This is a genomic window from Streptomyces sp. NPDC002853 (assembly GCF_053591915.1).
The window spans coordinates 243,410-266,952 of the sequence record NZ_JBSFUS010000013.1 but is presented as its reverse complement, the minus strand read 5'-3'; the positions used below and the strand labels follow the sequence as shown (position 1 = coordinate 266,952).

Genomic DNA, 23,543 nt, shown 5'->3' with positions numbered 1-23,543 from the left:
GGGGTCTTGCCCGCCCGGGTGCGGAAGGGGTGGTGCGGTCACGACTTGACGGCCCCGTCCACGAGGGCGTTCTCCATGCGGCGCTGCAGTGCGATGTACACGGCGTAGACCGGGGCGAGGGAGATCAGGCAGGCGGCGGCGAGAGTGCCGTACTGGATCATCGTCGCGGAGGTGAGGGAGGGCAGTGCGACCTGCACGGTGCGCAGTTCTGGGTCCGGGCCGAGGATGACGAGGCTGAAGAGGTATTCGTTCCAGAAGCCGAGGAAGTTGAGGATGGCCACGGTGATCACGCCGGGCGCCGACATGGGGACGTAGATCTTCCACAGGACCGCCCAGCGTCCGGCGCCGTCCATCATCGCGCTCTCCTCCAGTTCCGGCGGGATGGTGCGCATGAACTGGGTGAGCAGGATGACCGAGAGGGGCAGGGCGGTGGCGGGCAGGAAGAGGATGAGGAAGGCCTGCATCTGGAACATGCCGAGTTCGATGGCCAGCAGTACGGTCGGCACCAGGGCGGCGAAGGCGGGGACGAGGAAGCCGAGCCCGAAGATCTTCTCCACGACGGCGGCGGTGCGTCCGCTGCTGCGGGCCAGGCCGTAGGCGGCGGGGAAGGCCAGGGCCAGGGTGATGGCCTCGGCGCCGGCGGTGACGAGGACGGAGTTGCCCAGGGCGGAGCCGAGCGAGGCGAGGTCCCAGGCGTTCGTGAAGTTCTCGAAGAGCCACTGCGAGGGCAGGGCGAAGGGGTGGTCGAAGACCTCGGGGTTGTCCTTGAGGGAGGTGGTGAGGAGGTAGTACAGCGGCAGGATGAGGAGCAGGGCGTAGAACCAGGCCAGGATGTGGCCGGTCAGCAGGCCGCTGCTGCGGCGGGGTGCCATGGGCAGCCTTCCCAAGTAGTTCGGGCTTTGTGGGTTCTGGCCAGTGGTTCTGGCTAGTGGTTCTGGCGGAGGAGGCGGCGGATGACGACCATGCCGATGAGCCCGGTGACGAAGAGGAAGACGCCGACGGCCTGGCTGTAGCCGACGTCCTGCTGGAGGAAGGCGCGTTGGTACATCAGGTAGGACAGGGTGGTGGACGAGGTGCCGGGGCCGCCCTTGGTGAGCATCAGGACGGTGGCGGCGGAGCTGAAGAGCGTCCACAGGAACTGCAGCATGGTGGCGACGCCCACGAACCCCTTGCACATGGGGTACGCCACCTGCCACATCCGGCGCCAGTGTCCGGCTCCGTCCAGGGCGGCCGCCTCGTACATGGCCTCGGGCACGCTGGCGAGGCGGGCCGCGAAGAGAACCGCCGTGTAGCCGATGCCGCCCCACACGTCGACGACGATCACGGTGGCCAGGGCAGTCGAGGGATCGGCGAGCCAAGGGGTGGTCGCCGAGCCCAGACCGAGGGACTCCAGCAGGCCGTTGACGCCGCCGTCCGGCGCGAACATCCCCACGAAGATCATCGCCTTGGCGGAGATCGACAGCAGGCCGGGGGTGAAGCACAGGACGCGCAAAGTGCGGTGGCCGGGCGGTTTGAGCTGGAGGTAGTAGCCCAGCATGAAGGCGAGCGGGATCATCAGGGGCAGGGCGACGGCCAGTTGTATCCCGGTGTTGTACACCGCGTCCCAGAAGACCGGGTCGTCGAACATCCGCCGGTAGTTGTCCGCCCCGGTGAACTCGTGCGGCGAGATGAGGCTCGCCCAGTCGTTGAGGCTGATGACGAACATCGCCACGACCGGACCGAGCATGAACACGCCGTACCAGGCCAGCGCGGGAACCGCGAAGAGCGCGGGACCCCGTCCGCGCCGCCGACGTCGGACGGCGGCGCGGACGGGCGGCGGGGAGGCCGGCTCAGCGGGCTTCGCGGTGGCGGGGCCGGATCGGGTCAGTGCCTCCGCCATCACTGGGCTCCGGAGTACGCCTGGTCGAGGGCGCCGCATATCTGCTTGGCGTCCTTGCCCGGTCCGAAGGCGAGCGAGGTGGCCTGGATGAGCGGGGTGTTCGCGGCGGCCGGGATGTGCAGGTCGGGCAACTGGGCGTCCGTGGTGCTGCGCGGGATGTCGTTGATGGCGCTGTTCAGCAACGGGTCGTCGCTCTTGCGGTGCTCGGCATCGAGTTTGACGGCCGGGTAGATGCTGGCGTCGGCGACGAAACGGCCGGCCACCTCGGGCTTGTAGAAGTGGCTGACGAACTGCTTCACCGCATCCTGCTTCTTGTCGCCGTTCGGGCTGATCCAGAAGCCGGTGCTCGTGTAGCCGGTGAACACGGTGGGCTTGTCGAGGGCCGCGCCCTGCGGCAGCGGCAGACCGGCCAGTTCGGTGTCCCCCCGGACCTTGTCCGGGACCTCGCTGAACGCCCAGGAACCCTGGGACATGATCGCGGCCTTGCCGGTGTAGTACTGGTTCTGCATCGCGTCGAAGGTGAAGCCCTGTGCCTTGTCGGCGAAGACTCCCGCGTCGCGCAGCTCGGTGAAGAGTTCGATGCCCTTCATCGCCCCGGTCGAGGCGCAGTAGCCGCCCTTGGCGTCGAGTTTCCGCGCGGCCTGCTTCGTCACGTACGACTGGGATATCTGCAGGAAGAGCTTCTGGCCGCTCCAGTCGTTGCCGCCCACGGCCATCGGCTGGATGCCGGCCTTGCGCAGCTTCTTCGCCGCGGCGATCAACTCGTCGGTGGTGGCGGGGATGTCGGCGACGCCGGCCTTCTTGAGCAGGGAGGTGTTGTACCAGACCGGCCAGGAGAAACCGGCGAACGGGAAACCCATGGCCTTGCCGTCGGGGTTGGTCCACTCCTTGAGCGCCTGCGGTTCGGCCTTGTTCCTGAGTCCCCAGTCGTCGAGGTATTTGTCGACGGGGACGGTGGCGTCGTTCTTCGTCCAGGCGAGGGTCTTGTCGAAGAGGTTGACGAAGACGACGTCGGCTTCCTTGCCGGCGGCGAGTGAGGTCTCGTACGACTCGTCGAGGTCCTCGCCGGCCTCGACGATCTTGACCTTGATGCCGGACTCCTTGGAGAAGGCGTCGACTTCGTCGTAGAAGACCTTGCCGCCCGGCGTCGCCTTCAAGTACTGCGACAGAACGGTCAGTTGCTTGGGATCGTCGGCGCTCGCATCGCCGCCCTTGCCGCACCCGGTCGCCACGGCGAGCAGAGAGAGGGTGCCGACGAGGGCGACGGCGGTTCTGCGTGTCATCTGCCTTGTCCTTCAGGGGAGTTGCGGGCGGCCCTGACGCGGCCCGCTGACCTTGGCGCACAACCTAGACAGGAATTCCGAGCCCCGTCCATAGACCGGTTCAGTTTTCTTTTGCTTGAAAAGACCACGCATTCAAATCGCATTACTGAACCTTTACTTAAATCGCCACCCATCTAGACAACGTTGTCTCCGATGGGCAGAGTGTGCGGTCGACCGCGGGCCGCTCCGGTCTCGCGTCCCCGACAGAGGGGCTTTCCCATGCACGGAAAACGCATCACCGCGTTTCTCGCGGCGGCGCTCCTTGCGCTGTGCCTGACCCCCGACGCCCAGGCGTTCCCGAGCAGTTCCAAGCAGCAGGTGATCAACTACCTGCGTTCCGTCTCGGGTTCGAACATCGTGTCCGGCCAGCACAACAAGGAGCCCGCGAGCAATCCGGGCCAGTACACCCAGCAGGTCAAGGACGTCACCGGGCAGTATCCAGGCCTGTGGGGTGGGGACCTGATGTTCCGGGCGGAGGACGTCGCCAACCGGCAGCGGGTGATCGACCAGGCCAAGACCGAGTGGGCCAACGGCTCACTCGTGGCGCTGACCTGGCATGTCTGTCCGCCGACGACGGGCAGCTCCTGTGAGTTCGAGGGCGGCGTCAAGTCGCGCATCACCGACGCCCAGTTCTCACAGGTCGTCACCAACGGCACGGCGCTGAACAACGCCTGGAAGCGCCGTCTGGACGAGGTCGTCCCGTACCTGCAGCAGCTGAAGGCGGCCGGAGTGCCCGTGCTGTTCCGGCCGTTGCACGAGATGAACGAGCAGTGGAACTGGTGGGGCAAGCGTCCGGGCGCGAACGGCGGTGCGCAGCTCTACCGGATCACCCACGACTACCTCACGGGCAAGGGCCTGGACAACCTCATCTGGGTGTGGAACGTCCAGGACAATCCGGAGGGCGGCTGGGCCAACTACTACCCGGGGAACAGCTACGTCGATGTCGCCTCGCTCGACGTCTGGTACAAGAACTACCCGAGCACCTCCGACTACCAGCAGCTGCAGAGCATCGCGGGCAGCAAGCCGATCGCCCTCGCGGAGATGGGCAAGGTCCCCAATTCGGCACTGCTCAACAGCCAGACCCGCTGGTCGTACTTCATGGTCTGGTCGGAGCAGCTGAAGGGGAACAACACCAACGCCGAGATCCAGGCCTGCTACTTCCACCCACGCGTACTCAACCAAGGTGAGGTGAAGCTTCCGGCCGCCCGGGCCGGCGCCCCGACCTAGGCGCGCAAGCGGCCCCTCACGCCCCCTCCCGCGGGGAACGAGGGGCCGTCACCCGTTTCGCCGACCCTGGGTGCCGGGCGCGCTGACGTTGCGTTGAATCCGGAGTGACCTATGCCTCCGGGAGCGAGCATGTCTGTGCCACACGGGCCGAGCGAGCCACCGCCGAGCGCCTCACCGCCCGGGTCGGGCGCCTCTGTGTCCCGGCCGAGCTCCTCCGCGTCCCGGCGAGGGCAGCTCCGGGGGATCGGGCAGTGGTGCGCCCGCCACTGTGTGACCGTCATCGTGGTGTGGCTTGCCGCGCTGGTCGGGCTGCAGGTCCTGAACCACGCCCACGGCGGTGCGTACTCCGACGACTTCTCCCTTCCCGGCACCGCGTCGGAAGAAGGCCTCGACGTACTCAAGGCACACGAGCCCGCAGCCGGCGGCTACAGCGCCCAAGTCGTCCTGCACGACTCGGCCAAGCCCCTCAGCGACGAAAGCGACCAGGTCAGCTCGGCGGTCAGCAGTCTGCAGAAGCTCCCCCACGTGCTGTCCGCGCAGAGCCCGCTGCCCGCACAGCAGCCCGCCGGCACGCCGAACCTGGGACCGCTGTCCTCCGACGGCAAGACGGGCTACATCACCGTCCGCTTCGACGTGCAGCCCTCCACCCTCGGCGACGACTACCTGAACGGCGTCGACAAGGCGGTGCAGCCGTTGCGCTCCGCCGGTGTGCAGGTGGAGTACGGAGGTCCGCTGGGCGAGCTCGCCCGCCCCGAGGCGGACGACCGCACAAGTGAGGCCATCGGGTTCGGTGTGGCGATCGTGGTCCTGCTGATCGGATTCGGCAGCGTGCTCGCCGCACTGCTGCCTCTGGTGACGGCGCTGGTCAGCGTGTTGTGCGGCCTTGCCTGCCTGGGCCTGCTCGCGGCCGCTTTCACCTTCGCCACCGTGTCACCGACGCTGGCCACGATGATCGGACTAGGCGTCGGGATCGACTATGCCCTCTTCCTGGTCACCCGCCACCGGCAGAACCTCCTCACCAAGGACCCCGTCACGGCGGCGGGGCACGCGACGGCGACCAGCGGCCGGGCGGTCCTGGTCTCCGGATGCACGGTGATCATCGCCCTGTCCGGGCTGTGGGTCTCCGGGATCTCGTTCATCGGCAAGCTGGGCCTGGCCGCCGCGGTCACCGTCGTCACGGCGGTGCTCGGCGCGCTGACCCTGGTGCCCGCCCTCCTCGGCCTGATCGGGCGCCGCATCGACAAGCTGCGGGTGCGGACCCCGATCGCCGAGACGAGCACCGGGCCCGGGGCCACGGACCAGGGCGGCTGGCATCGCTACGCACAGCGCGTCGAGCGGCGGCCCTGGTGGTTCCTGGTCGGCGGCGCCGTCGTGCTCGCCGTCCTGTCCGTCCCGGTCTTCTCCCTCCAGCTGGGCCACATCGGCGACGGGGCCGACCCGAAGTCCTTCACCGACCGGCGCGCCTTCGACTTGATGTCCTCCGCCTTCGGACCCGGCTCGAACGGCCCCATGACGCTCGTCATCGACCAGAGCGACGTACCCCAGTCGGACAGGGCGGCGCTGAAGAGCCAGGCGCAGAAGGCCCTCACCGGCGTACCCGACGCGGCCGCCATCACGCCGCTCACGGCCACGTCGGACGGCGACGTCCTGACCTCCACGGCCTATTCCGTGGCCGCCCCGCAGGACGAGCGGACCACCGATCTGCACAAGCACCTGAGTGACGACGTGCTGCCGCAGGCGGTCTCGGGGACGAAGGCGAGCACATACGTCACGGGGACGACCGCCGCGCAGGCCGACTTCCTGGAGATCGTCTCCAAGAAACTGCCATTGATCATCGCGGTGGTGGTGGCGCTCGCCTTCCTCGTCATCCTCGTCGTCTTCCGGGGCCTGCTCGTCGCGGTCAAGGCCGCGGTGCTCAACGTCCTGTCGATCGCCGCCTCGTACGGGGTCGTGGTGGCCGTCTTCCAGTGGGGCTGGGGCGGACCGGCGCTCGGGGTGTCGGGGAAGGTCCCGATCGAGAGCTACGTACCGATGATGATGTTCGCGATCGTCTTCGGCCTGAGCATGGACTACGAGATCTTCCTGCTGTCCCGGGTCCACGAGGCGTGGCTGGGCACGCGGGACGCCAGGGCGAGCGTCGCGCACGCCCTGGAGATCACCGCGCGGGTCATCACCTGCGCCGCGCTGATCATGGTGAGTGTGTTCGCCGCTTTCATCATCAGCGACAACATCGTGGTGAAGATGCTGGGGCTCGGCCTCGCGGCCAGCGTGCTCATCGACGCCACCGTGGTCCGCCTGCTGCTGGTGCCCGCGGTGATGACCCTTCTGGGCAAATCCGCCTGGTGGGCTCCGCGCTGGATGGACCGGCTGCTCCCGCACATCGACGCCGAGGGCGAGAGCCAGGCCGGACCACCGGTCGCCAAGCCCGACTGAGGCGACCGCTCACGCCCCTGTGGCGGGTCGGCCGTCCATGTGGCGCTCGCCGTAGGCCCGGAAGAGCCCCTCCTGGACGACCGAGACCAGCAGCCTGCCCTCGATGTCGTAGATGCGACCGCGCGCCAGACCACGGCCGCCCGTCGCGATCGGCGACTCCTGGTCGTACAGGAACCACTCGTCCGCGCGGAAGGGACGGTGGAACCACATGGCGTGGTCCAGCGAGGCCATGTCGAAACCGCGCGGGCCCCACAGGGGTTCGACGGGGATGCGTACGGCGTCCAGGAGCGTCATGTCGCTCGCGTACGTCAGCGCGCAGGTGTGGACGAGGGGGTCGTCGCCGAGCGGGCCCACCGCCCGCATCCAGACCGCGCTGCGCGGCTCGGCGTCCTTGATCTCCTCGGCGGTCCAGCGCAGCCGGTCCACGTAGCGGATGTCGAAGGGCTGGCGCCGCGCCATGCGCTCCAGCTGCTCGGGGAGCTCGCCCAGATGCTCGGTGATCTCCTGCGCGACCGTCGGCAGCGTCTCGGGGTCGGGAGCCGTGATGCGCGGCGGCAACTGGTGCTCGAAGGCCCCTTCCTCGGGCTGATGGAAGGAAGCCGTGAGGTTGAAGATGGTGCGGCCCTGCTGGACCGCGGTCACCCGGCGCGTGGTGAACGAGCGCCCGTCCCGCACCCGCTCGACCTGGTACACGATCGGCACGCCGGGACGGCCGGGCCGCAGGAAGTAGGCGTGCAGCGAGTGCACCGGGCGCTCGCCCTCGGTGGTGCGGCCCGCGGCCACCAGGGCCTGCCCGGCGACCTGCCCGCCGAAGACCCGCTGCAGGGACTCCTGCGGGCTGCGGCCACGGAAGATGTTGACCTCGATCTGCTCCAGGTCCAGCACGTCGACAAGACGGTCGGCGGGATTGTTCATGAAGGTTCCTCGACTCCTGTCCGGGGGAAGCTCGGGGCGGTCAGCGGTCAGCGGTCAGCAGGTGTCAGCCGACGGCCGTCAGAGCTGGCCGACGTCCGTGACGCGGACGACGGCGCGGCCCTCCTCGTCGGAGGCCGCGAGATCGACCTCCGCGCTGATGCCCCAGTCATGGTCGCCGTTCGGGTCGGCGAACGTCTGCCGGACGCGCCACAGACCGTGCTCCGTGTCCTCCTCGATGAGCAGCAGCTTGGGGCCGCGAGCGTCGGGACCGGTGCCGAGATCCTCGTACTCGTCCCAGTACTTGTCCATGGCCGCGCCCCAGGCGTCCGCGTCCCAGCCGGAATCGGCGTCCAGTTCGCCCAGCTCCTCGACGTGGTCGAGCGCGGCGAGCTCGACGCGGCGGAAGAGCGCGTTGCGGACCAGGACGCGGAAGGCGCGGGCGTTGGCGGTGACCGGCTTGACCTGGTCGGCGCGCTCCTGGGCCTCCTCGGCGGTCATCACCTCGGGGTTGGCGAGCTGCTCCCACTCGTCGAGGAGGCTGGAGTCGACCTGACGGACCATCTCGCCGAGCCAGGCGATGAGGTCCTCCAGGTCCTCGGACTTCAGGTCGTCCGGGATGGTGTGCTCAAGTGCCTTGTACGCGCTCGCGAGATAGCGAAGGACGATGCCCTCGGTGCGGGCGAGCTCGTAGAACGACGTGAACTCCGTGAAGGACAGCGCCCGTTCGTACATGTCGCGGATCACGGACTTGGGGGAGAGCGGGTGGTCACCGACCCACGGGTGGCTCGTCCTGTACGTGTTGTACGCGTGGAAGAGCAGCTCTTCCAGCGGCTTGGGGTAGGTGACGTCCTGGAGCCGCTCCATGCGGTCCTCGTACTCGACGCCGTCCGCCTTCATCAGCGCGACGGCCTCGCCGCGTGCCTTGTTCTGCTGGGCGGCGAGGATCTGGCGCGGGTCGTCCAGGGTGGACTCGACGACGGACACCATGTCCAGGGCGTACGAGGGGGATTCCTGGTCGAGCAGGTCGAAGGCGGCCAGGGCGAAGGTCGACAGCGGCTGGTTGAGCGCGAAGTCCTGCTGCAGGTCGACCGTCAGACGCACGATGCGGCCCGAGGCGTCCGGCTCGTCGAGCTTCTCGACCACACCGCCGTCGAGCAGCGAACGGTAGATGGCGATGGCGCGGCGGATGTGGCGCAGCTGCTGCTTGCGCGGCTCGTGGTTGTCCTCAAGGAGGTGACGCATCGCGTCGAAGGCGTTGCCCGGACGGGCGATCACCGCCAGGAGCATGGTGTGCGTGACGCGGAAGCGGGAGGTCAGCGGCTCGGGCTCGGAGGCGATGAGCTTCTCGAAGCCGGACTCGGTCCATCCCACGAAGCCCTCGGGGGCCTTCTTGCGCACCACCTTGCGGCGCTTCTTGGGGTCGTCGCCCGCCTTGTTGAGCGCCTTCTCGTTCTCGATGACGTGCTCGGGCGCCTGCGCCACGACCAGGCCCGCCGTGTCGAAGCCCGCGCGTCCCGCACGGCCCGCGATCTGGTGGAACTCCCGGGCGCGCAGGGTGCGTACGCGCGTGCCGTCGTACTTGGTGAGGGCGGTGAACAGCACCGTACGGATCGGGACGTTGACCCCGACGCCGAGGGTGTCCGTGCCGCAGATGACCTTCAGCAGACCGGCCTGCGCCAGCTTCTCCACGAGCCGCCGGTACTTGGGCAGCATGCCCGCGTGGTGCACGCCGATGCCGTGGCGCACGTACCGCGAGAGGTTGCGGCCGAACTTGGTGGTGAAGCGGAAGTTGCCGATCAGTTCGGCGATCTTGTCCTTCTCCTCGCGGGTGCACATGTTGATGCTCATCAGCGACTGCGCGCGCTCGACGGCCTGTGCCTGCGTGAAGTGCACGATGTAGACCGGCGCCTGCTTGGTCTCCAGGAGCTCGGTGAGCGTCTCCGTGATCGGCGTCAGGCGGTACTCGTACGAGAGCGGGACCGGGCGGGTCGCGGAGCGGACCACCGAGGTGGGGCGTCCCGTACGGCGCGTCAGGTCCTTCTCGAACATCGAGACGTCGCCGAGCGTCGCGGACATGAGGATGAACTGGGCCTGCGGCAGCTCCAGGATCGGGATCTGCCAGGCCCAGCCGCGGTCCCCCTCCGCGTAGAAGTGGAACTCGTCCATCACGACCTGGCCGATGTCGGCGTGCTTGCCGTCCCGCAGCGCGATCGACGCGAGGACCTCGGCGGTGCAGCAGATGACCGGGGCGTCGGAGTTCACGGACGCGTCACCGGTCAGCATGCCGACGTTCTCGGTGCCGAAGAGCTTGCACAGGTCGAAGAACTTCTCCGACACCAGCGCCTTGATCGGAGCCGTATAGAAGGTGACCTTGTCCTGGGCCAGCGCCGTGAAGTGCGCGCCTGCCGCGACCAGGCTCTTTCCGGAGCCGGTCGGCGTGGACAAGATCACGTTGGCTCCGGAGACCACCTCGATCAGCGCCTCCTCCTGAGCCGGATAGAGAGTGATCCCCGTCTCCTCGGCCCACGAGGAGAAGGCTTCGAAGAGGGCATCGGGGTCGGCATCCGGCGGCAGCTGATCAATGAGTGTCACACCCCCATCTTGCCTTCCTTCTGCCTCGATCAGGGAACCGGCGGCCCGGACGAAGATCACGAACGCTACGCTGTGTCGCCAACGGGGCGTCAGCACAACGGAAATGGGGCGGGCAACAGCCATGATGGGTCCGGCACACTCACTGTCGGGGGCCGCGGCCTGGCTCGGCGTCGGAGCGGCCGCGGCGGCCGCTGGGCACACGATGCCCTGGCCGGTTCTCCTGGCCGGGGCCCTGATCTGCGCCGGGGCCGCGCTCGCACCGGACCTCGACCACAAGTCGGCGACCATCTCGCGAGCCTTCGGACCCGTGTCGCGAGGCCTGTGCGAGATCGTCGACAAGCTGTCGGCCGCCGTCTACAAGGCGACCCGCAAGCAGGGCGACCCGCGCCGGGCCGGCGGGCACCGCACCCTGACGCACACCTGGCTGTGGGCCGTCCTCATCGGGACGGGAGCCTCCGCCCTCGCGATCTTCGGTGGCCGCTGGGCGGTCCTCGCGCTGCTCTTCGTGCACATGGTGCTGGCCATCGAGGGCCTGCTGTGGCGGGCCGCGCGCGGGTCGAGCAGCGATGTGCTGGTGTGGCTGCTCGCCGCGACGAGCGCCTGGATCCTCGCCGGAGTCCTGGACAAGCCCGGCAACGGCGCGGACTGGCTGTTCACCGCGCCGGGCCAGGAGTACCTGTGGCTGGGTCTGCCGATCGTGCTCGGCGCACTGGTGCACGACATCGGGGACGCGCTCACCGTCTCCGGTTGCCCGATCCTGTGGCCCATCCCCATCGGCCGCAAGCGCTGGTACCCCATCGGGCCGCCGAAGCTGATGCGGTTCCGGGCGGGCAGCTGGGTCGAGCTGAAGGTCCTGATGCCGGCCTTCATGCTGCTCGGGGGAGTGGGCGGGGCGGCCGCCCTCAACTACATCTGAGGACGGATCTTCATCCGGGTGCGCCCCGGCGATGAGTTCTGGCCGAGGGCGGGGTCTACACGACCATGACGACGCACACGCTCAAGACACCTGGCGCAGAGCTCACCTACGACGTGCACGGCCCCGTGCCGACGACGGACGGGCGCCCTCCGCTGTTCATGATCGGCCAGCCCATGACCGCCGACGGTTTCGCGGCCCTGGCGGCCCGCTTCCCCGACCGCACCGTGGTCACCTACGACCCGCGCGGCCTCGGCCGCAGCACGCGCAGTGACGGCAGGGACGACCACGACCCGGAGGCCCAGGCCGGTGACGTGCACGCCTTGATCCACACGCTGGGGGCCGGGCCCGTCGAGCTGTTCGGCAGCAGTGGTGGTGCCGTGGTCGCGCTGACGCTGGTGGCGGCGTATCCCGACGACGTGACCACCCTGGTCGCGCACGAGCCGCCGCTGTTGGCCGCTCTCCCCGACGCCCGGGCCGCCGAGCGCGCCCGGGCCGGTGTCCGCGACGCGTACGACAAGAGCGGCTGGGGCGCGGGTATGGCGGCCTTCATCGCGATGACGTCCTGGCAGGGCGAATACACCGACGCCTATTTCGCGCAGCCCGCACCCGATCCCGCCGCCTTCGGCCTGCCGACGGAGGATGACGGCTCGCGCGGTGACCCGCTGCTCTCCGACCGGTCCTGGGCGGTCAGCGGCCATCAGCTCGACGTCGCTGCGCTCGCCGCGGCGCCGACGCGGATCGTGCTCGCGGTGGGGGAGGAGTCGCAGGGCGTGGTCACCTGGCGTACCGCCGAGGCGGCTGCCGAGCTGCTGGGGCAGCGGCCGGTCGTGTTCCCCAGCCACCACGGAGGCTTCACGGACGCCAGTTCCGGCTACCCGGGCAAGCCGGACGAGTTCGCCCTCAGGCTGCGCGAGGTGCTCGACAACGGCCCTGAGTCCGCGGGCAGCTGAGCGTAGGCGGGCCGCCCTCGGTGTCCTGTTCGGCGGGACGCAGCGAGAAGGACCGCTGCGTCCCGCCGATGCGGGGCCTCTACCCGTGCCAGGACCGCCACAGCGCCGCGTACGCGCCGCCCGTCCCCACCAGCTCGTCGTGGCTGCCCAGTTCGCTGATCCGGCCGTTCTCGACCACCGCGATGATGTCCGCGTCGTGTGCGGTGTGCAGTCGGTGGGCGATGGCGACGACGGTACGGCCGTCCAGGACGCGCGCGAGGGAGCGTTCCAGGTGACGTGCCGCGCGCGGGTCGAGGAGTGAGGTCGCCTCGTCGAGGACCAGGGTGTGCGGGTCGGCGAGGACCAGGCGGGCCAGCGCGATCTGCTGGGCCTGCGCCGGGGTGAGGGCGAAGCCGCCCGAGCCCACCTCGGTGTCCAGGCCCTCGCCCAGGGCCCGCGCCCAGGTGTCCGCGTCGACCGCGCCGAGGGCCGCCCACAGTTCGGCGTCCCGCGCCCCGGTCCTCGCGAGCAGGAGGTTGTCGCGCAGGGAACCCACGAAGACGTGGTGCTCCTGGTTGACCAGCGCGACGTGGGAGCGCACGTCCTCCGCGGGCATGGCCGACAGCTCCGCGCCGCCCAGCGTCACGTGACCGTCCCGCGGCGCGTAGATCCCGGCGAGCAGCCTGCCCAGCGTGGACTTGCCCGCGCCGGACGGCCCGACCAGGGCGACCCGTGAGCCCGGCTCGACGGCGAGGGAGACCTCCCGCAGGACGTCGACGCCCGCGCGGTAGCCGAAGTGCACGTCGTCGGCGAGCACATGGCGTCCCTCGGGAGTGATGGAGCCGTCGCCCGCGTCCGGTTCGATGTCCCGTACGCCGACCAGGCGGGCCAGCGACACCTGGGCAACCTGCAGCTCGTCGTACCAGCGCAGGATGATCCCCAGCGGATCGACGAGCATCTGCGCGATCAGCGCGCCCGTGGCCAGCTGGCCGACACCCATCCAACCCTGCAGGACGAACACTCCGCCGATCATCAGGACCGAGCAGAGCACGAGGGTGTGGGTGAAGGTGATGACCGGGAAGAGGACGGAACGCAGGTAGAGCGTGTGCCGTTCCCATGCCGTCCATTCACGGATACGACGCTCCGACAGGTCCACGCGGCGCTTGCCGAGCCGGTGCGCCTCCACCGTCCGCCCCGCGTCGATGGTCTCGGCGAGGGCGGCGGCGACCGCGGCGTACCCGGCGGCCTCCGAACGGTAGGCGGAGGGTGCGCGCTTGAAGTACCAGCGGCAGCCGACCACGAGCAGCGGCAGCGCGAGGAGGACGGCGGGTGCCAGCGGCGGCGCGGTCACGGCGAGACCGCCGATGAGCAGCGCGGCCCACACCACGCCGATCGCGAGCTGGGGCACCGCTTCCCGCATGGCGTTGGCGAGCCGGTCTACGTCCGTGGTGATCCGTGAGAGGAGGTCGCCCGTCCCGGCGCGTTCCAGTACGCCGGGCGGGAGCCCGACCGACCGCACGAGGAAGTCCTCGCGCAGATCGGCCAGCATCCGCTCGCCGAGCATCGCGCCGCGCAGCCGTACCTGATGGACGAAGAGGGCCTGCACGACAAGAGCGACGGCGAACAGGCCGATGGTGCGGCCCAGATGGAGGTCGCGGGCGCTGTCCGCGACGTTCTCGACCAGATCGCCCAGCAAGTAGGGACCGGCCATCGAGGCGATCACGGCGCAGGTGTTGACCGTGATGAGCAGGGCGAAGGCCCGGCGGTGCCGCTTGACCAGCTCGCGTACGTAGGCACCTACCGTCGCGGGCGCGCCCACGGGCAGGGTGTCCGCGGTGGTCGGGGCCGCCGGGTCGTATTCCGGTGGCGCCAGGCCGATCATGCCGTCTCCTCGATGTCGATCTTGATGTCGATCTTGATGTCGGTCGGCGCCTTCGGCGCCTGTTCCTCGTCGGTCTCGCGGGTGACGACCGCCCGGTAGCGCGGCTCGGTGTGCACCAGTTCGCGGTGCACACCCACCGCGGCGACCTCCCCCTCGTCCAGGAAGACGACCCGTTCGGCCCGGTCGAGGAGCAGCGGCGAGGAGGTGAGGACCACGGTCGTACGTCCCTTGCGCAGCCCCTTGATGCCGTCGGCGACCCGCGCCTCGGTGTGCGAGTCGACGGCGGACGTCGGCTCGTCGAGCACGAGGACGCCGGGGTCGGTGACCAGCGAGCGGGCCAGCGCGAGGCGTTGCCGCTGGCCGCCCGACAGGGAGCGGCCGCGCTCGGTGACATGGGCGTCCAGCGGGGCCTCGTCCACCGATGCCTGCGCGAGGGCGTCCAGGACGTCCGCACACTGCGCGGCGTCCAGGGCCTCGTCGGCGCTCACCGCCCCCGACGCCGGTACGTCGAGGAGTCCGCGGAGCGTGCCGGAGAGCAGCACCGGGTCCTTGTCCTGTACGAGGACGGCGGTTCGGGCGGTGCCCAGCGGCACCTCGTCGAGCGGTACGCCGCCGAGTCGTACGGACGGCAGCTTCTCCGCGTCGTCGAACGCGGCGTGTCCGCCCAGGCGTTCGGCGATCCGTCCCGCCTCGTCCGGATCCCCGCACACGACGGCGGTGAGGCGTCCCGAAGGCGCGAGGAGCCCGGTCGCCGGGTCGTAGAGGTCGCCCGTGGGTGTGTCCACGTCGTCGCGCGGTTCACCGGCATGCGTCGTGCGCTGCAGGGAGAGCACGCGGGCGGCTCGTTTGGCCGAGGGGCGCGAGAAGCTGTAGGCCATCGCGATCTCCTCGAAGTGCCGCAAGGGGTAGGTCAGGAGGGTGACCGCGCTGTAGACGGTGACCAGCTCGCCAATGGTGATCCGGCCCTCGCGGGCCAGGTTCACGCCGTGCCAGACGACCACGATCAGGAGCAGCCCCGGAAGGAGCACCTGGACGGCCGAGATGACCGCCCACATGCGGGCGCTGCGCACGGCGGCGGTACGCACTTCCTGCGAGGCGTGGCGGTAGCGGTCGAGGAAGAGTTCCTCGCCGCCGATGCCGCGCAGCACCCGCAGCCCCGCCACGGTGTCCGATGCCAGTTCGGTCGCGCGTCCGGCCTTTTCCCGCTGGTGATCGGCTCGCCGGGTGGCGCGCGGCAGCAGCGGGAGCACGGCGAGCGCGAGCACCGGGACCCCCACCGCGACGACGACGCCGAGGGCGGGTTGGTACACGACCAGGCCCACGCAGACGAGGACGACCGTGAGCGCGGCCGCCGCGAAGCGTGAGGCCGCCTCCACGAACCAGCCGATCTTCTCCACGTCACCGGTGGACACGGCGACCACCTCACCGGCGGCGACGCGTCGCGTGAGCGCCGAGCCGAGCTGGGCGGTCTTGCGGGCAAGGAGCTGCTGGACACGGGCGGCCGCGGTGATCCAGTTCGTGACCGCGGTGCGGTGCAGCATGGTGTCGCCCAGGGCGATGGCCATACCGCACAGCAGCATCACCGCGCCCGCGACGGCGAGGCGTTCCCCTGACCGGTCGACCACGGCCTGCACGGCGACGCCGACGACGTAGGGGAGCACCGCGATGGAGCCGAAGTGCAGCAGGCCCCAGGCGAGGGACTTCAGTTGGCCGTCGAGCTGGTTCCGCCCGAGCCAGCGCAGGAAATGGGGGCCCGAGCGGGCATCCGGCATGCCCGGGTCGGTGTACGGAAGATCGCGAATCTGCATGACGTGTGACGTCCCAGGGTCGGAGAGACAAGACCGTCGGTTCGGCGGAGCGTGCCGGCGTGAACGGACGGTGCTGAACGGGCGTTGGCGAACGGGCGGGGAGCGGCTCCGCAAAGGGAGGCGGCCGACATCGAGCGGAGGTAACAGGCCGTGAAAGGTTCGCCTCGCACGGTGGCGCGAGGCAAACGATTTTCCCTCGGCGAGTAAAGATTCGGCCCCTTCTCCGTCGCGGGCCGGGCGCCGACGCGGCTCGCGTGAACCGAGTGCGACCATGGACGGATGCGTATAGCCGGTGCGGTGCGAGCGGTGGCCGCCGTCGCGGCCTGCGGTGTTCTTCTGACGTCCTGCGGCAGTTCGGACGGCGGGGCGGGGGCCGGGGCCAAGAACGATCAGGGCGCGGGCCGCGCGAAGAAGGCCGAGGCGTCGCCGACGACCGGCCTCAAGCGCATCCCCGACGTGGGTGAGCGTCTGCAGAGCAAGATCCCAGCGGACTCCCGGCAGGTCGTCGCGGTCTACGGACAGGGCGTGGACTCGGCGGAATCGACGGTCGTCCTGTACGAGAAGTCCGGCTCGACCTGGGACAAGACCCGCAGCTGGGCCGCGCACAACGGCAAGAAGGGCTGGACGACCGACCACCGCGAGAACGACAAGCGCAGCCCGGTGGGTGTCTTCACGCTCACCGACGCGGGCGGCGTCCTCGCCGATCCGGGCGCCGGACTCCCCTACACCCGCAGCGCGTCGATGCAGGCCCCCCACTACTGGGCCAAGTCGCACTGGCACGACTTCGACTACGTCATCGCCATCGACTACAACCGCGCCAAGGGAACCCCGCCCAACGACCCGACCCGCCCCCAGGGCCAGTCCAAGGGCGGCAGCATCTGGCTGCACATGGACCACGGCAGCGGCACGTCGGGCTGCGTCAGCCTGTCGAAGGAGGGCATGCGGTACCTCCTGAAGAACCTCGACCCGAAGCAGCACCCGGTCGTGCTGATGGGCGACAAGGCGAACTTGAAGGACTAGGACCCTTCTGGCATCACCTTTCCCCGGGACGGGCAGCGGCTACCCCCGGGCCGACAGGCGACCCCGCGTCCCGGAGGGGTTCATTCCGGTTCGGCGGCTTGGAGCAAGATCCAAGATTTTCGCCGATGTGATTCGTAGGTCTTTTGCGGAGTCGATCACTCCGCCATAGTGGCGCATCGCGGAAACAAACTTCCGCATGCCAGAAGTAGGTTGAAGCCTCACCACAGGAGTGCCCGTGCCGCAGTCCGTACCGTCCATATCGCGACGCGTAGCACGCACATTGCGAACCTCACTGTTCGCGCAGGTCGCCTGCGCGTTGGTGCTCGGAGTCCTCGTCGGCCGGCTGTGGCCCGACGCGGGGACGGCCGTCCAGCCGCTCGGCGACGGTTTCGTACGTCTCATCAAGGCGATGATCGCCCCGCTCGTCTTCTGCGTGGTCGTCGCCGGAATCACCAAGGCCGGAGACCTCAAGGCTTTCGGGCGCATCGGCATCAAGGCCCTCATCTGGTTCGAGGTCGCGACGACGGTCGCCCTCGTCGTCGGCCTGGTCGCCGGAAATCTCGTCAGCCCCGGCACCGGCATGAACGTCGACCCCGCCAAGCTCGATGCGTCGGCCGTCGACGAGAAGACCGGCGGCGGCGAACTTCCCTCGACCAGCGAGTTCATCCTGCACTCGCTGCCCGACAGCGCGATCGGGGCCTTCGCGGAGAACTCGCTGCTCCAAGTCCTCGTCCTGTCCTGCCTGGTGGGCGCGGCCCTGCTGCATCTGGGCAACACCAAGGTCCCCGCGATCCTGCCCGCCATCGAGCAGGGCCAGGAGGTCGTCTTCGCGATCGTCGGCTTCATCATGAAGCTGGCGCCGCTCGCCGTCTTCGGCGCGACTGCGCATCTGGTGGGGGAGTACGGGCTCGGCGCCCTGTCGACGTACGGCAAGCTCATCGGTGTCTGTTACGCGGTGGCCCTGATCTTCCTCGTCCTGCTCGGCGTCGCCCTGAAGGCGCTGACCGGCCTGAGCCTGTGGAAGTTCATCCGCTACACGCGCGAGGAGATGCTGCTCGCGCTCGGCACGGCCTCCAGTGAGGCCGTCATGCCGCGCATGATGCAGAAGCTGCGCCAGGCCGGCTGCCGCGACGACGCGGTGGGCCTGGTCCTGCCGACGGGGTACTCCTTCAACCTCGACGGCGCCTCGATCTACCTCTCCGTCGGCACGTTGTTCATCGCGCAGGCCGTGGGCGTGGACCTGAGCCTGGGCCAGCAGATCACGGTCGTCCTCGTCCTGATGCTGACCAGCAAGGGCATGGCGGGCGTGCCCGGTTCGGCGTTCCTCGCGCTGTCCGCGACCGCTTCCGCGCTCGGGGTCATCCCGGCCGGCGCGGTCGCCCTGCTGCTCGGCGTGGACCGCATCATGGACGCCATGCGCGTCGCCACGAACCTGCTCGGCAACTGCGTCGCCGTCTTCGTGGTCTCGCGCTGGGAAGGCGCACTGGACACGGCACGGGCGAAGAAGGTCCTGGGCGGCGAGATCGCCTTCGTGGAGGAACAGACGGAGGGGACGCAGGAGCCCGGCAGCGCCGACGTGCGCACCGCCGGGCCCAAGTCCCTTACGCCTGCGGCTTCTGCGAGTCCACTCCCGGCCGCGCCTTCTTCCACATCCCGCGAGTGAAGTCCGGGATGGCCTGCGGCGCGCCCTTCGCCTTGATCGAGAGATGGCTCAGGGGGACGGGCGACGTCCAGACCGCGGCGTCGTAGACGTCGAAGTCCGGCACGAGGCCGAGCTGCATGGTCTGCATCAGACGGAAGATCATGATGTAGTCCATGCCGCCGTGCCCGCCCGGCGGGTTGGAGTGCTCCTTCCACAGCCAGTGGTCGAACTCGCCCGCGTACTTGCCGAAGTCGCCCCACTCGTCGTTCGTGTGGTCCGGCTCGATGTAGATGCGCTCGGGGTAGTCCTCGAAGACACCCTTCGTGCCGCCGAGACTGTTGATGCGGCTGTAAGGGTGCGGAGTGGAGACGTCATGCTCCAGACGGATCACCCGCCCCTTCGCCGTCTGGACCAGACTGATGGTGCGGTCACTCTCGATGTACGTCTCCTTCCAGCTCGGATCGCCCGCGGGCATGTGCGCCTTGCGGTACTCGGCGAGGCCGAGGGCGGGCGTGCCGAAGCTGGAGATGTGCGTGACGCGGTCGCCGCGGTTGATGTCCATGTAGTTGGAGACCGGACCGAAGCCGTGGTTGGGATAGAGGTCGCCGCGCAGCCGGGTGTGCCACAGGCGCCGCCAGGGGCCTTCGTAGTAGTCCGGGTCGAACATCAGGCCGCGCAGATCGTGGTTGTAGGCGCCCGCTCCGTGCAGCAGATCACCGAACTTGCCCGCGTGGGCCATGCGCAGGACACGCATCTCGTTCTTGCCGTAGCAGCAGTTCTCCAGCTGCATGCAGTGTCTGCGGGTGCGCTCGGAGAGGTCGACCAGTTCCCAGAGCTGGTCGAGCTGGAGGGCGACGGGACACTCCACGCCGACGTGCTTGCCGTTGAGCATCGCCGTCTTGGACATCTCGAAGTGCCAGTCCCAGGGCGTCGCCACGTACACGAAGTCGACGTCACCGCGCTTGCACAGGTTCTCGAAGTCGTGATCGCCCTTGGTGTACGTCGCCGGGGCGGGCTGCCCCGCGTCGGTGACCTTCTTCGCCGCGGCCGCCGTCTTGTCCTTGACCGGGTCGCAGAGCGCGACGACCTTCACTCCCGGGATCGCCAGGAAAAGGTCGATCATGCTGCCGCCGCGGTTGCCGAGTCCGACGATGCCGACCCGCACCGTGGAACGCCGCTGGAACGGTACGCCGACCATGGTCTTGCCCTTGCGCGGCGGCGCATCGGCGGCCGTGGCCGCGCCCGCGGGCGCGCCCTGCGGGGCGTCGGCGTGCGCCGTACCGCCGGTGAGTGCGCCGAGACCGAGCCCGGCTCCGGCGAGGCCGGCGGTGCGGAGCACGGCGCGGCGGGAGGCGCCGTCCGCGGAGTCTTCTGGGGTCGCGGACTCGTCAGGGTTCGGGGTGGCGTGCTCGTCGTGCATCGGACCTCCGTGGCTTGGATGCCTGCGCTGGAACGGATGCCACCCTGATGGCGGGATGGGCGTGGCGCAAGGGACCGAAGTGGCCAGGGAGTTGGATTTATTTCATCCGGCGTGTGGTGCTCACGGACGCGTGGCGCGCTCCAGCTCCAGGAGTACGGAGTAGTAGGAGCGGCCCGTGGCGTGGTCCATGCCCACCTCGCACATGCGGTTCGCCGAGAGGTGCGCGTCGAAGGGCCGGGCGGTGACCTCGGCGGCTTCCTTGCGGGTGGCCGACTCCGTCAGCTCCTTGTGCAGCATGCCGCGATCGCCCGCGAAGGCGCAGCACCCCGCGTCGTCCGGGACGACCACCTCGTCCGCACAGGCCTCGGCGAGGACGCGCAGGTGCGCCTCGTCGCCGAGATGGCTCATGGAGCAGGTGGGGTGCAGGACCGCGGAGCCGACGGTGCGGTGCACGGTCAGGTGCCCGAGCAGCTCGTCCGCGGCCCAGACGAGGGAGTCGACGACGGTCAGGGCCTGGTGCAACTCACGGTTCTCGGCGGTCAGATAGGGCACGACCTCGTGCGCGATGCCGAGCGTGCAGGACGAGGCGTCCACCACCAGCGGCAGCCTGCCGCCCGCCGTCCAGGCCCAGGCCGCCTCGACGATGCGATTGGCCATCACCGCGTTGCCCTGGTCATAACCCTTGGAGTGCCAGATCGTGGCGCAGCAGGTCCCCGCCACGTCGTCCGGAATCCAGACGGGCCTGCCCGCGCGCGTGGCGAGGGCGACCATCGCCTCCGGCAGGGAGCGGTCACCGGGGCTCCCGAAGATGCGGTTGACGCACGCCGGGTAGTACACGGCGCTCGCGCCCGTGCGTGACGTGCGCGGCAGTTTGCGGGCGGCTGCTCCGGGGATGTCCGGCAGCCACTCGGGGACCAGGTCGGGGCGGACGGCCTTGCGTGCGGCGCGCGTGACCGAGGTCAGGAGCCGGTCGCTGATCCGGTCGGCGGCGGCCACCGCGAGCCTCGCGGCGGCCTCGACCGCCTTGAAGTTCCTGGCGGCGACGGCGGCCGCCCGCTCCTCGCGCGGCGAGTGCCGTGCGTGCCGGAAGTCCTTCATCAGGGCTCCGGTGTCGATGCCCACCGGGCAGGCCAGCTTGCAGGTGGAGTCACCGGCGCAGGTGTCCACGGCGTCATAGCCGTACGCCTCGACCAGGCCGTCCTCGACCGGGGAGCCGGGTGTCTGACGCATCATCTCGCGGCGCAGCACGATCCGCTGGCGCGGAGTGGTCGTCAAGTCCTCGCTGGGGCAGGTCGGTTCGCAGAAGCCGCACTCGATGCAGGGGTCCGCGATCATCTCCACCTTCGGGATGGTCTTCAGGCCGCGGAGGTGGGCCTTCGGGTCGCGGTCCAGGACGATGCGCGGCGCGAGCACACAGTCCGGGTCGATGACCTGCTTGGTGCGCCACATCAACTCCGTGGCCTTCGGCCCCCATTCGAGTTCCAGGAACGGGGCGATGTTGCGTCCCGTCGCGTGCTCGGCCTTGAGCGAGCCGTCGAAGCGCTCGACGGTCAGCCGGCAGAACTCGTCCATGAACGCCGCATAGCGCTCCACGTCCGACGGCAGGCCCGCGTCGAAGGCGAGCAGGAAGTGCAGGTTGCCGTGCGCGGCATGCCCCGCGACGGCGGCGTCGAAGCCGTGCCGCGTCTGCAGTTCGAGCAGCGCCCCGCAGGCGTCGGCGAGCCGCGACGGCGGCACCGCGAAGTCCTCGGTGATCAGTGTCGTCCCGGAGGGGCGAGAGCCGCCGACCGCCGTCACGAACGCCTTGCGGGCCTTCCAGTATCCCCCGATCGTCTTCGGGTCGCGGGTGAAGGTGTTGGTCACCGAGGCGACGGGCGCGACGAGTTCGAGCCCTTCGACGACCTTGGCGGCCGCCGCCTCGTACGCCTCCCGGCCCGCCTCGTCCGGTGCGCGGAACTCCACCAGGAGCGCGGCGGTCGACTTCGGGAGCCGCGCCCAGTCGGCGGGCACTCCCGCGACGCTGGTCGAGGCGCGCAGGGTGTTGCCGTCCATCAGTTCGACGGCCAGTGCGCCCGCTTCGTTGAAGAGGGGGACGGCCGCCGCGGCGGCCGGCAGGGAGGGGAAGAACAACAGGGCCGTGGTGAGGTGCCGGTCCAGCGGAAGGGTGTCGAAGACGACCTCGGAGATGAAGCCGAAGGTGCCCTCGGAGCCGACCATCAGGCCACGCAGGATCTGCACGGGCGTCGCGCCGTCCAAGAACGCGTCCAGGCGGTAGCCGTTCGTGTTCTTGATCTCGTACTTGGCGCGGATGCGGGCCGTGAGTTCCTGGTCCGCCTCGATCTCGCGCTTGATCTGCAACAGGCCCTCGCACAGGGCGGGTTCGGCATGCGCGAGCTGTTCGTCGGCGTCCGGGGCCGCCGTGTCGACGACCGTGCCCGTCGGCAGGACGAAGGTGAGTGAGGCCACCGTGCGATACGAGTTGCGGGTGGTGCCCGCCGTCATCCCGGAGGCGTTGTTCGCGACGACCCCGCCGATCGTGCAGGCGATGGCGCTCGCCGGGTCGGGGCCGAGCACACGGCCGTGCCGGGAGAGCGTGGCGTTGGCCCGCAGGATGGTCGTCCCGGGGCCGATGCGGGCCCGCTCGCCGTCGCCGATGACCTCGACGCCCGCCCAGTGCTTGCGCACGTCGACCAGGATGTCCTCGCCCTGGGCCTGGCCGTTGAGCGAGGTGCCCGCCGCGCGGAAGACGACCTCGCGGCTCCTGCCGTGCGCGTACGACAGGACGGCGGAGATGTCGTCGATGTCCTCGGCGACGACCACGACCTGCGGCACGAAGCGGTAGGGGCTCGCGTCGGAGGCGTACCGCACGAGGTCGGAGATCTTCGTCAGCACCTTGTCCTCGCCGAGCAGCGCGGACAGCTCCGAGCGCAGGGGCTCGGGGGTGCCCTTGGCCTGCCGGTCCGGCACCCGGTCGTGCGCCGGTGCCTCCGGGTGCGACACGGGGCGCAGGGCTTCCGGCTTGGGCTCCAGGAACGGCATGAGCTCTCCTCGGCGGGGTCGGACGGTCGGACGGTCGGGCGGTGGCGTTGGGGGACGCTCCAAGAGTCAGCGGCTGGGGACGTCCTGCACTTCGAACAGCGCGTTCAGCAGTCCGCCGAGCTGCTTCCGCTGTTCGGCGTCCAGTGGAGCCAGGATGTCCTCCGCGGCGGCCAGGCGCGCGCCGCGCAGTTCCCCGAGGGCCTTGCGGCCCGCGCCCGTGAGCTCGATGCGGATCACCCGGCGGTTGGTGGGATCGGGGACGCGCCGCACGAGGTCGCCGGCCTCCAGGCCGTCGACCAGGCTCGTCACGGCACGCGGGACCACTTCGAGGTGCTGGGCGAGATCGGCCATGCGCGGCGGGGTGTCGTACTGCACGAGGGTGCGCAGCAGGCGGGACTGGGCCGGGGTGATGCCGATCGGCACCAGATGGCGCTTCTGGATGCGGTGCAGCCTGCGGGTCAGCCGCAGCAGCTGTTCGGCGAGGAGTCCATCGGCGTCCGGGGTGTTCATGCGGGAACA

At 69.7% G+C, this 23,543-nt stretch carries 16 protein-coding genes; 6 read left to right on the top strand and 10 right to left on the bottom strand.

Annotated features, from left to right (window positions below; all coding sequences use genetic code 11):
• Positions 1-38: 38 nt before the first annotated feature.
• Genes ACWD02_RS33455 through ACWD02_RS33445 form a run of 3 tightly spaced genes read right to left on the bottom strand, consistent with a single transcriptional unit; the run spans position 39 to position 3,162 of the window.
• A complete protein-coding gene (locus tag ACWD02_RS33455) occupies positions 39-872 on the bottom strand; it encodes a carbohydrate ABC transporter permease (RefSeq protein WP_451217497.1) in 834 nt (277 codons plus the stop codon).
• Between the two features lie 53 nt (positions 873-925).
• Positions 926-1,879: a carbohydrate ABC transporter permease gene (locus ACWD02_RS33450; RefSeq protein ID WP_451217494.1), complete on the bottom strand. Its 954-nt coding sequence runs from the start codon at positions 1,877-1,879 to the stop codon at positions 926-928.
• Positions 1,879-3,162: an ABC transporter substrate-binding protein gene (locus ACWD02_RS33445; RefSeq protein WP_451217491.1), complete on the bottom strand. Its 1,284-nt coding sequence runs from the start codon at positions 3,160-3,162 to the stop codon at positions 1,879-1,881. The genes ACWD02_RS33450 and ACWD02_RS33445 overlap by 1 nt, the downstream gene beginning before the upstream one ends.
• A 258-nt stretch (positions 3,163-3,420) precedes the next feature.
• On the opposite strand from ACWD02_RS33445, the gene ACWD02_RS33440 reads away from it, so the two are divergent.
• Together ACWD02_RS33440 and ACWD02_RS33435 are read left to right on the top strand one after the other, a co-directional pair.
• Positions 3,421-4,428 (top strand): glycosyl hydrolase, encoded by a 1,008-nt coding sequence (locus ACWD02_RS33440; protein ID WP_451217488.1) that lies wholly within the window; start codon positions 3,421-3,423, stop codon positions 4,426-4,428.
• A gap of 129 nt (positions 4,429-4,557) precedes the next feature.
• The gene (locus ACWD02_RS33435) at positions 4,558-6,861 is read left to right on the top strand and encodes an MMPL family transporter (RefSeq protein ID WP_451217485.1); all 2,304 of its coding nucleotides are present in this window, start codon (positions 4,558-4,560) and stop codon (positions 6,859-6,861) included.
• A gap of 9 nt (positions 6,862-6,870) precedes the next feature.
• Here the strand turns inward: ACWD02_RS33435 and ACWD02_RS33430 are convergent, their stop codons facing one another.
• Both ACWD02_RS33430 and ACWD02_RS33425 read right to left on the bottom strand, forming a co-directional pair.
• Positions 6,871-7,776, bottom strand: a complete 906-nt coding sequence (locus ACWD02_RS33430) for an acyl-CoA thioesterase (RefSeq protein ID WP_451217482.1) — start codon at positions 7,774-7,776, stop codon at positions 6,871-6,873.
• 78 nt (positions 7,777-7,854) lie between these two features.
• The gene (locus ACWD02_RS33425; protein ID WP_451217479.1) at positions 7,855-10,491 is read right to left on the bottom strand and encodes a DEAD/DEAH box helicase; all 2,637 of its coding nucleotides are present in this window, start codon (positions 10,489-10,491) and stop codon (positions 7,855-7,857) included.
• On the opposite strand from ACWD02_RS33425, the gene ACWD02_RS33420 reads away from it, so the two are divergent.
• A complete protein-coding gene (locus ACWD02_RS33420; protein ID WP_363205944.1) occupies positions 10,490-11,284 on the top strand; it encodes a metal-dependent hydrolase in 795 nt (264 codons plus the stop codon). The two genes, ACWD02_RS33425 and ACWD02_RS33420, sit on opposite strands and share 2 nt — an antisense overlap.
• A 65-nt stretch (positions 11,285-11,349) precedes the next feature.
• Positions 11,350-12,234, top strand: coding sequence for an alpha/beta fold hydrolase (locus ACWD02_RS33415; protein WP_451217475.1), 885 nt, complete (start codon positions 11,350-11,352; stop codon positions 12,232-12,234).
• Positions 12,235-12,313: 79 nt separating this feature from the next.
• Here the strand turns inward: ACWD02_RS33415 and ACWD02_RS33410 are convergent, their stop codons facing one another.
• The gene (locus tag ACWD02_RS33410) at positions 12,314-14,095 is read right to left on the bottom strand and encodes an ABC transporter ATP-binding protein (RefSeq protein WP_451217472.1); all 1,782 of its coding nucleotides are present in this window, start codon (positions 14,093-14,095) and stop codon (positions 12,314-12,316) included.
• Complete coding sequence (locus ACWD02_RS33405) at positions 14,092-15,903, bottom strand: ABC transporter transmembrane domain-containing protein (protein ID WP_451217469.1); 1,812 nt, start codon at positions 15,901-15,903, stop codon at positions 14,092-14,094. Before ACWD02_RS33405 ends, ACWD02_RS33410 begins: the two co-directional genes overlap by 4 nt.
• 279 nt (positions 15,904-16,182) lie before the next feature.
• Between ACWD02_RS33405 and ACWD02_RS33400 the strand changes: the two genes are divergently transcribed.
• Together ACWD02_RS33400 and ACWD02_RS33395 are read left to right on the top strand one after the other, a co-directional pair.
• Entirely contained in the window at positions 16,183-16,923 is a 741-nt protein-coding gene (locus tag ACWD02_RS33400; RefSeq protein WP_451217466.1) for a L,D-transpeptidase family protein, read from the top strand.
• 235 nt (positions 16,924-17,158) lie between these two features.
• On the top strand, positions 17,159-18,586 hold the full coding sequence (locus ACWD02_RS33395; RefSeq protein WP_451217463.1) for a cation:dicarboxylate symporter family transporter: 1,428 nt from the start codon (positions 17,159-17,161) through the stop codon (positions 18,584-18,586).
• Here ACWD02_RS33395 and ACWD02_RS33390 read toward each other — a convergent pair.
• From ACWD02_RS33390 to ACWD02_RS33380, 3 genes are all read right to left on the bottom strand, one after another.
• Positions 18,525-19,985 carry a Gfo/Idh/MocA family protein gene (locus ACWD02_RS33390; protein WP_451217461.1) on the bottom strand — a complete coding sequence of 487 codons (1,461 nt, stop codon included), beginning with the start codon at positions 19,983-19,985 and terminating at the stop codon, positions 18,525-18,527. The genes ACWD02_RS33395 and ACWD02_RS33390 overlap by 62 nt on opposite strands.
• Before the next feature lie 120 nt (positions 19,986-20,105).
• On the bottom strand, positions 20,106-23,024 hold the full coding sequence (locus tag ACWD02_RS33385; RefSeq protein WP_451217458.1) for an FAD-binding and (Fe-S)-binding domain-containing protein: 2,919 nt from the start codon (positions 23,022-23,024) through the stop codon (positions 20,106-20,108).
• Between the two features lie 66 nt (positions 23,025-23,090).
• Positions 23,091-23,534: a MarR family winged helix-turn-helix transcriptional regulator gene (locus ACWD02_RS33380; RefSeq protein WP_451217455.1), complete on the bottom strand. Its 444-nt coding sequence runs from the start codon at positions 23,532-23,534 to the stop codon at positions 23,091-23,093.
• Positions 23,535-23,543: the final 9 nt, after the last annotated feature.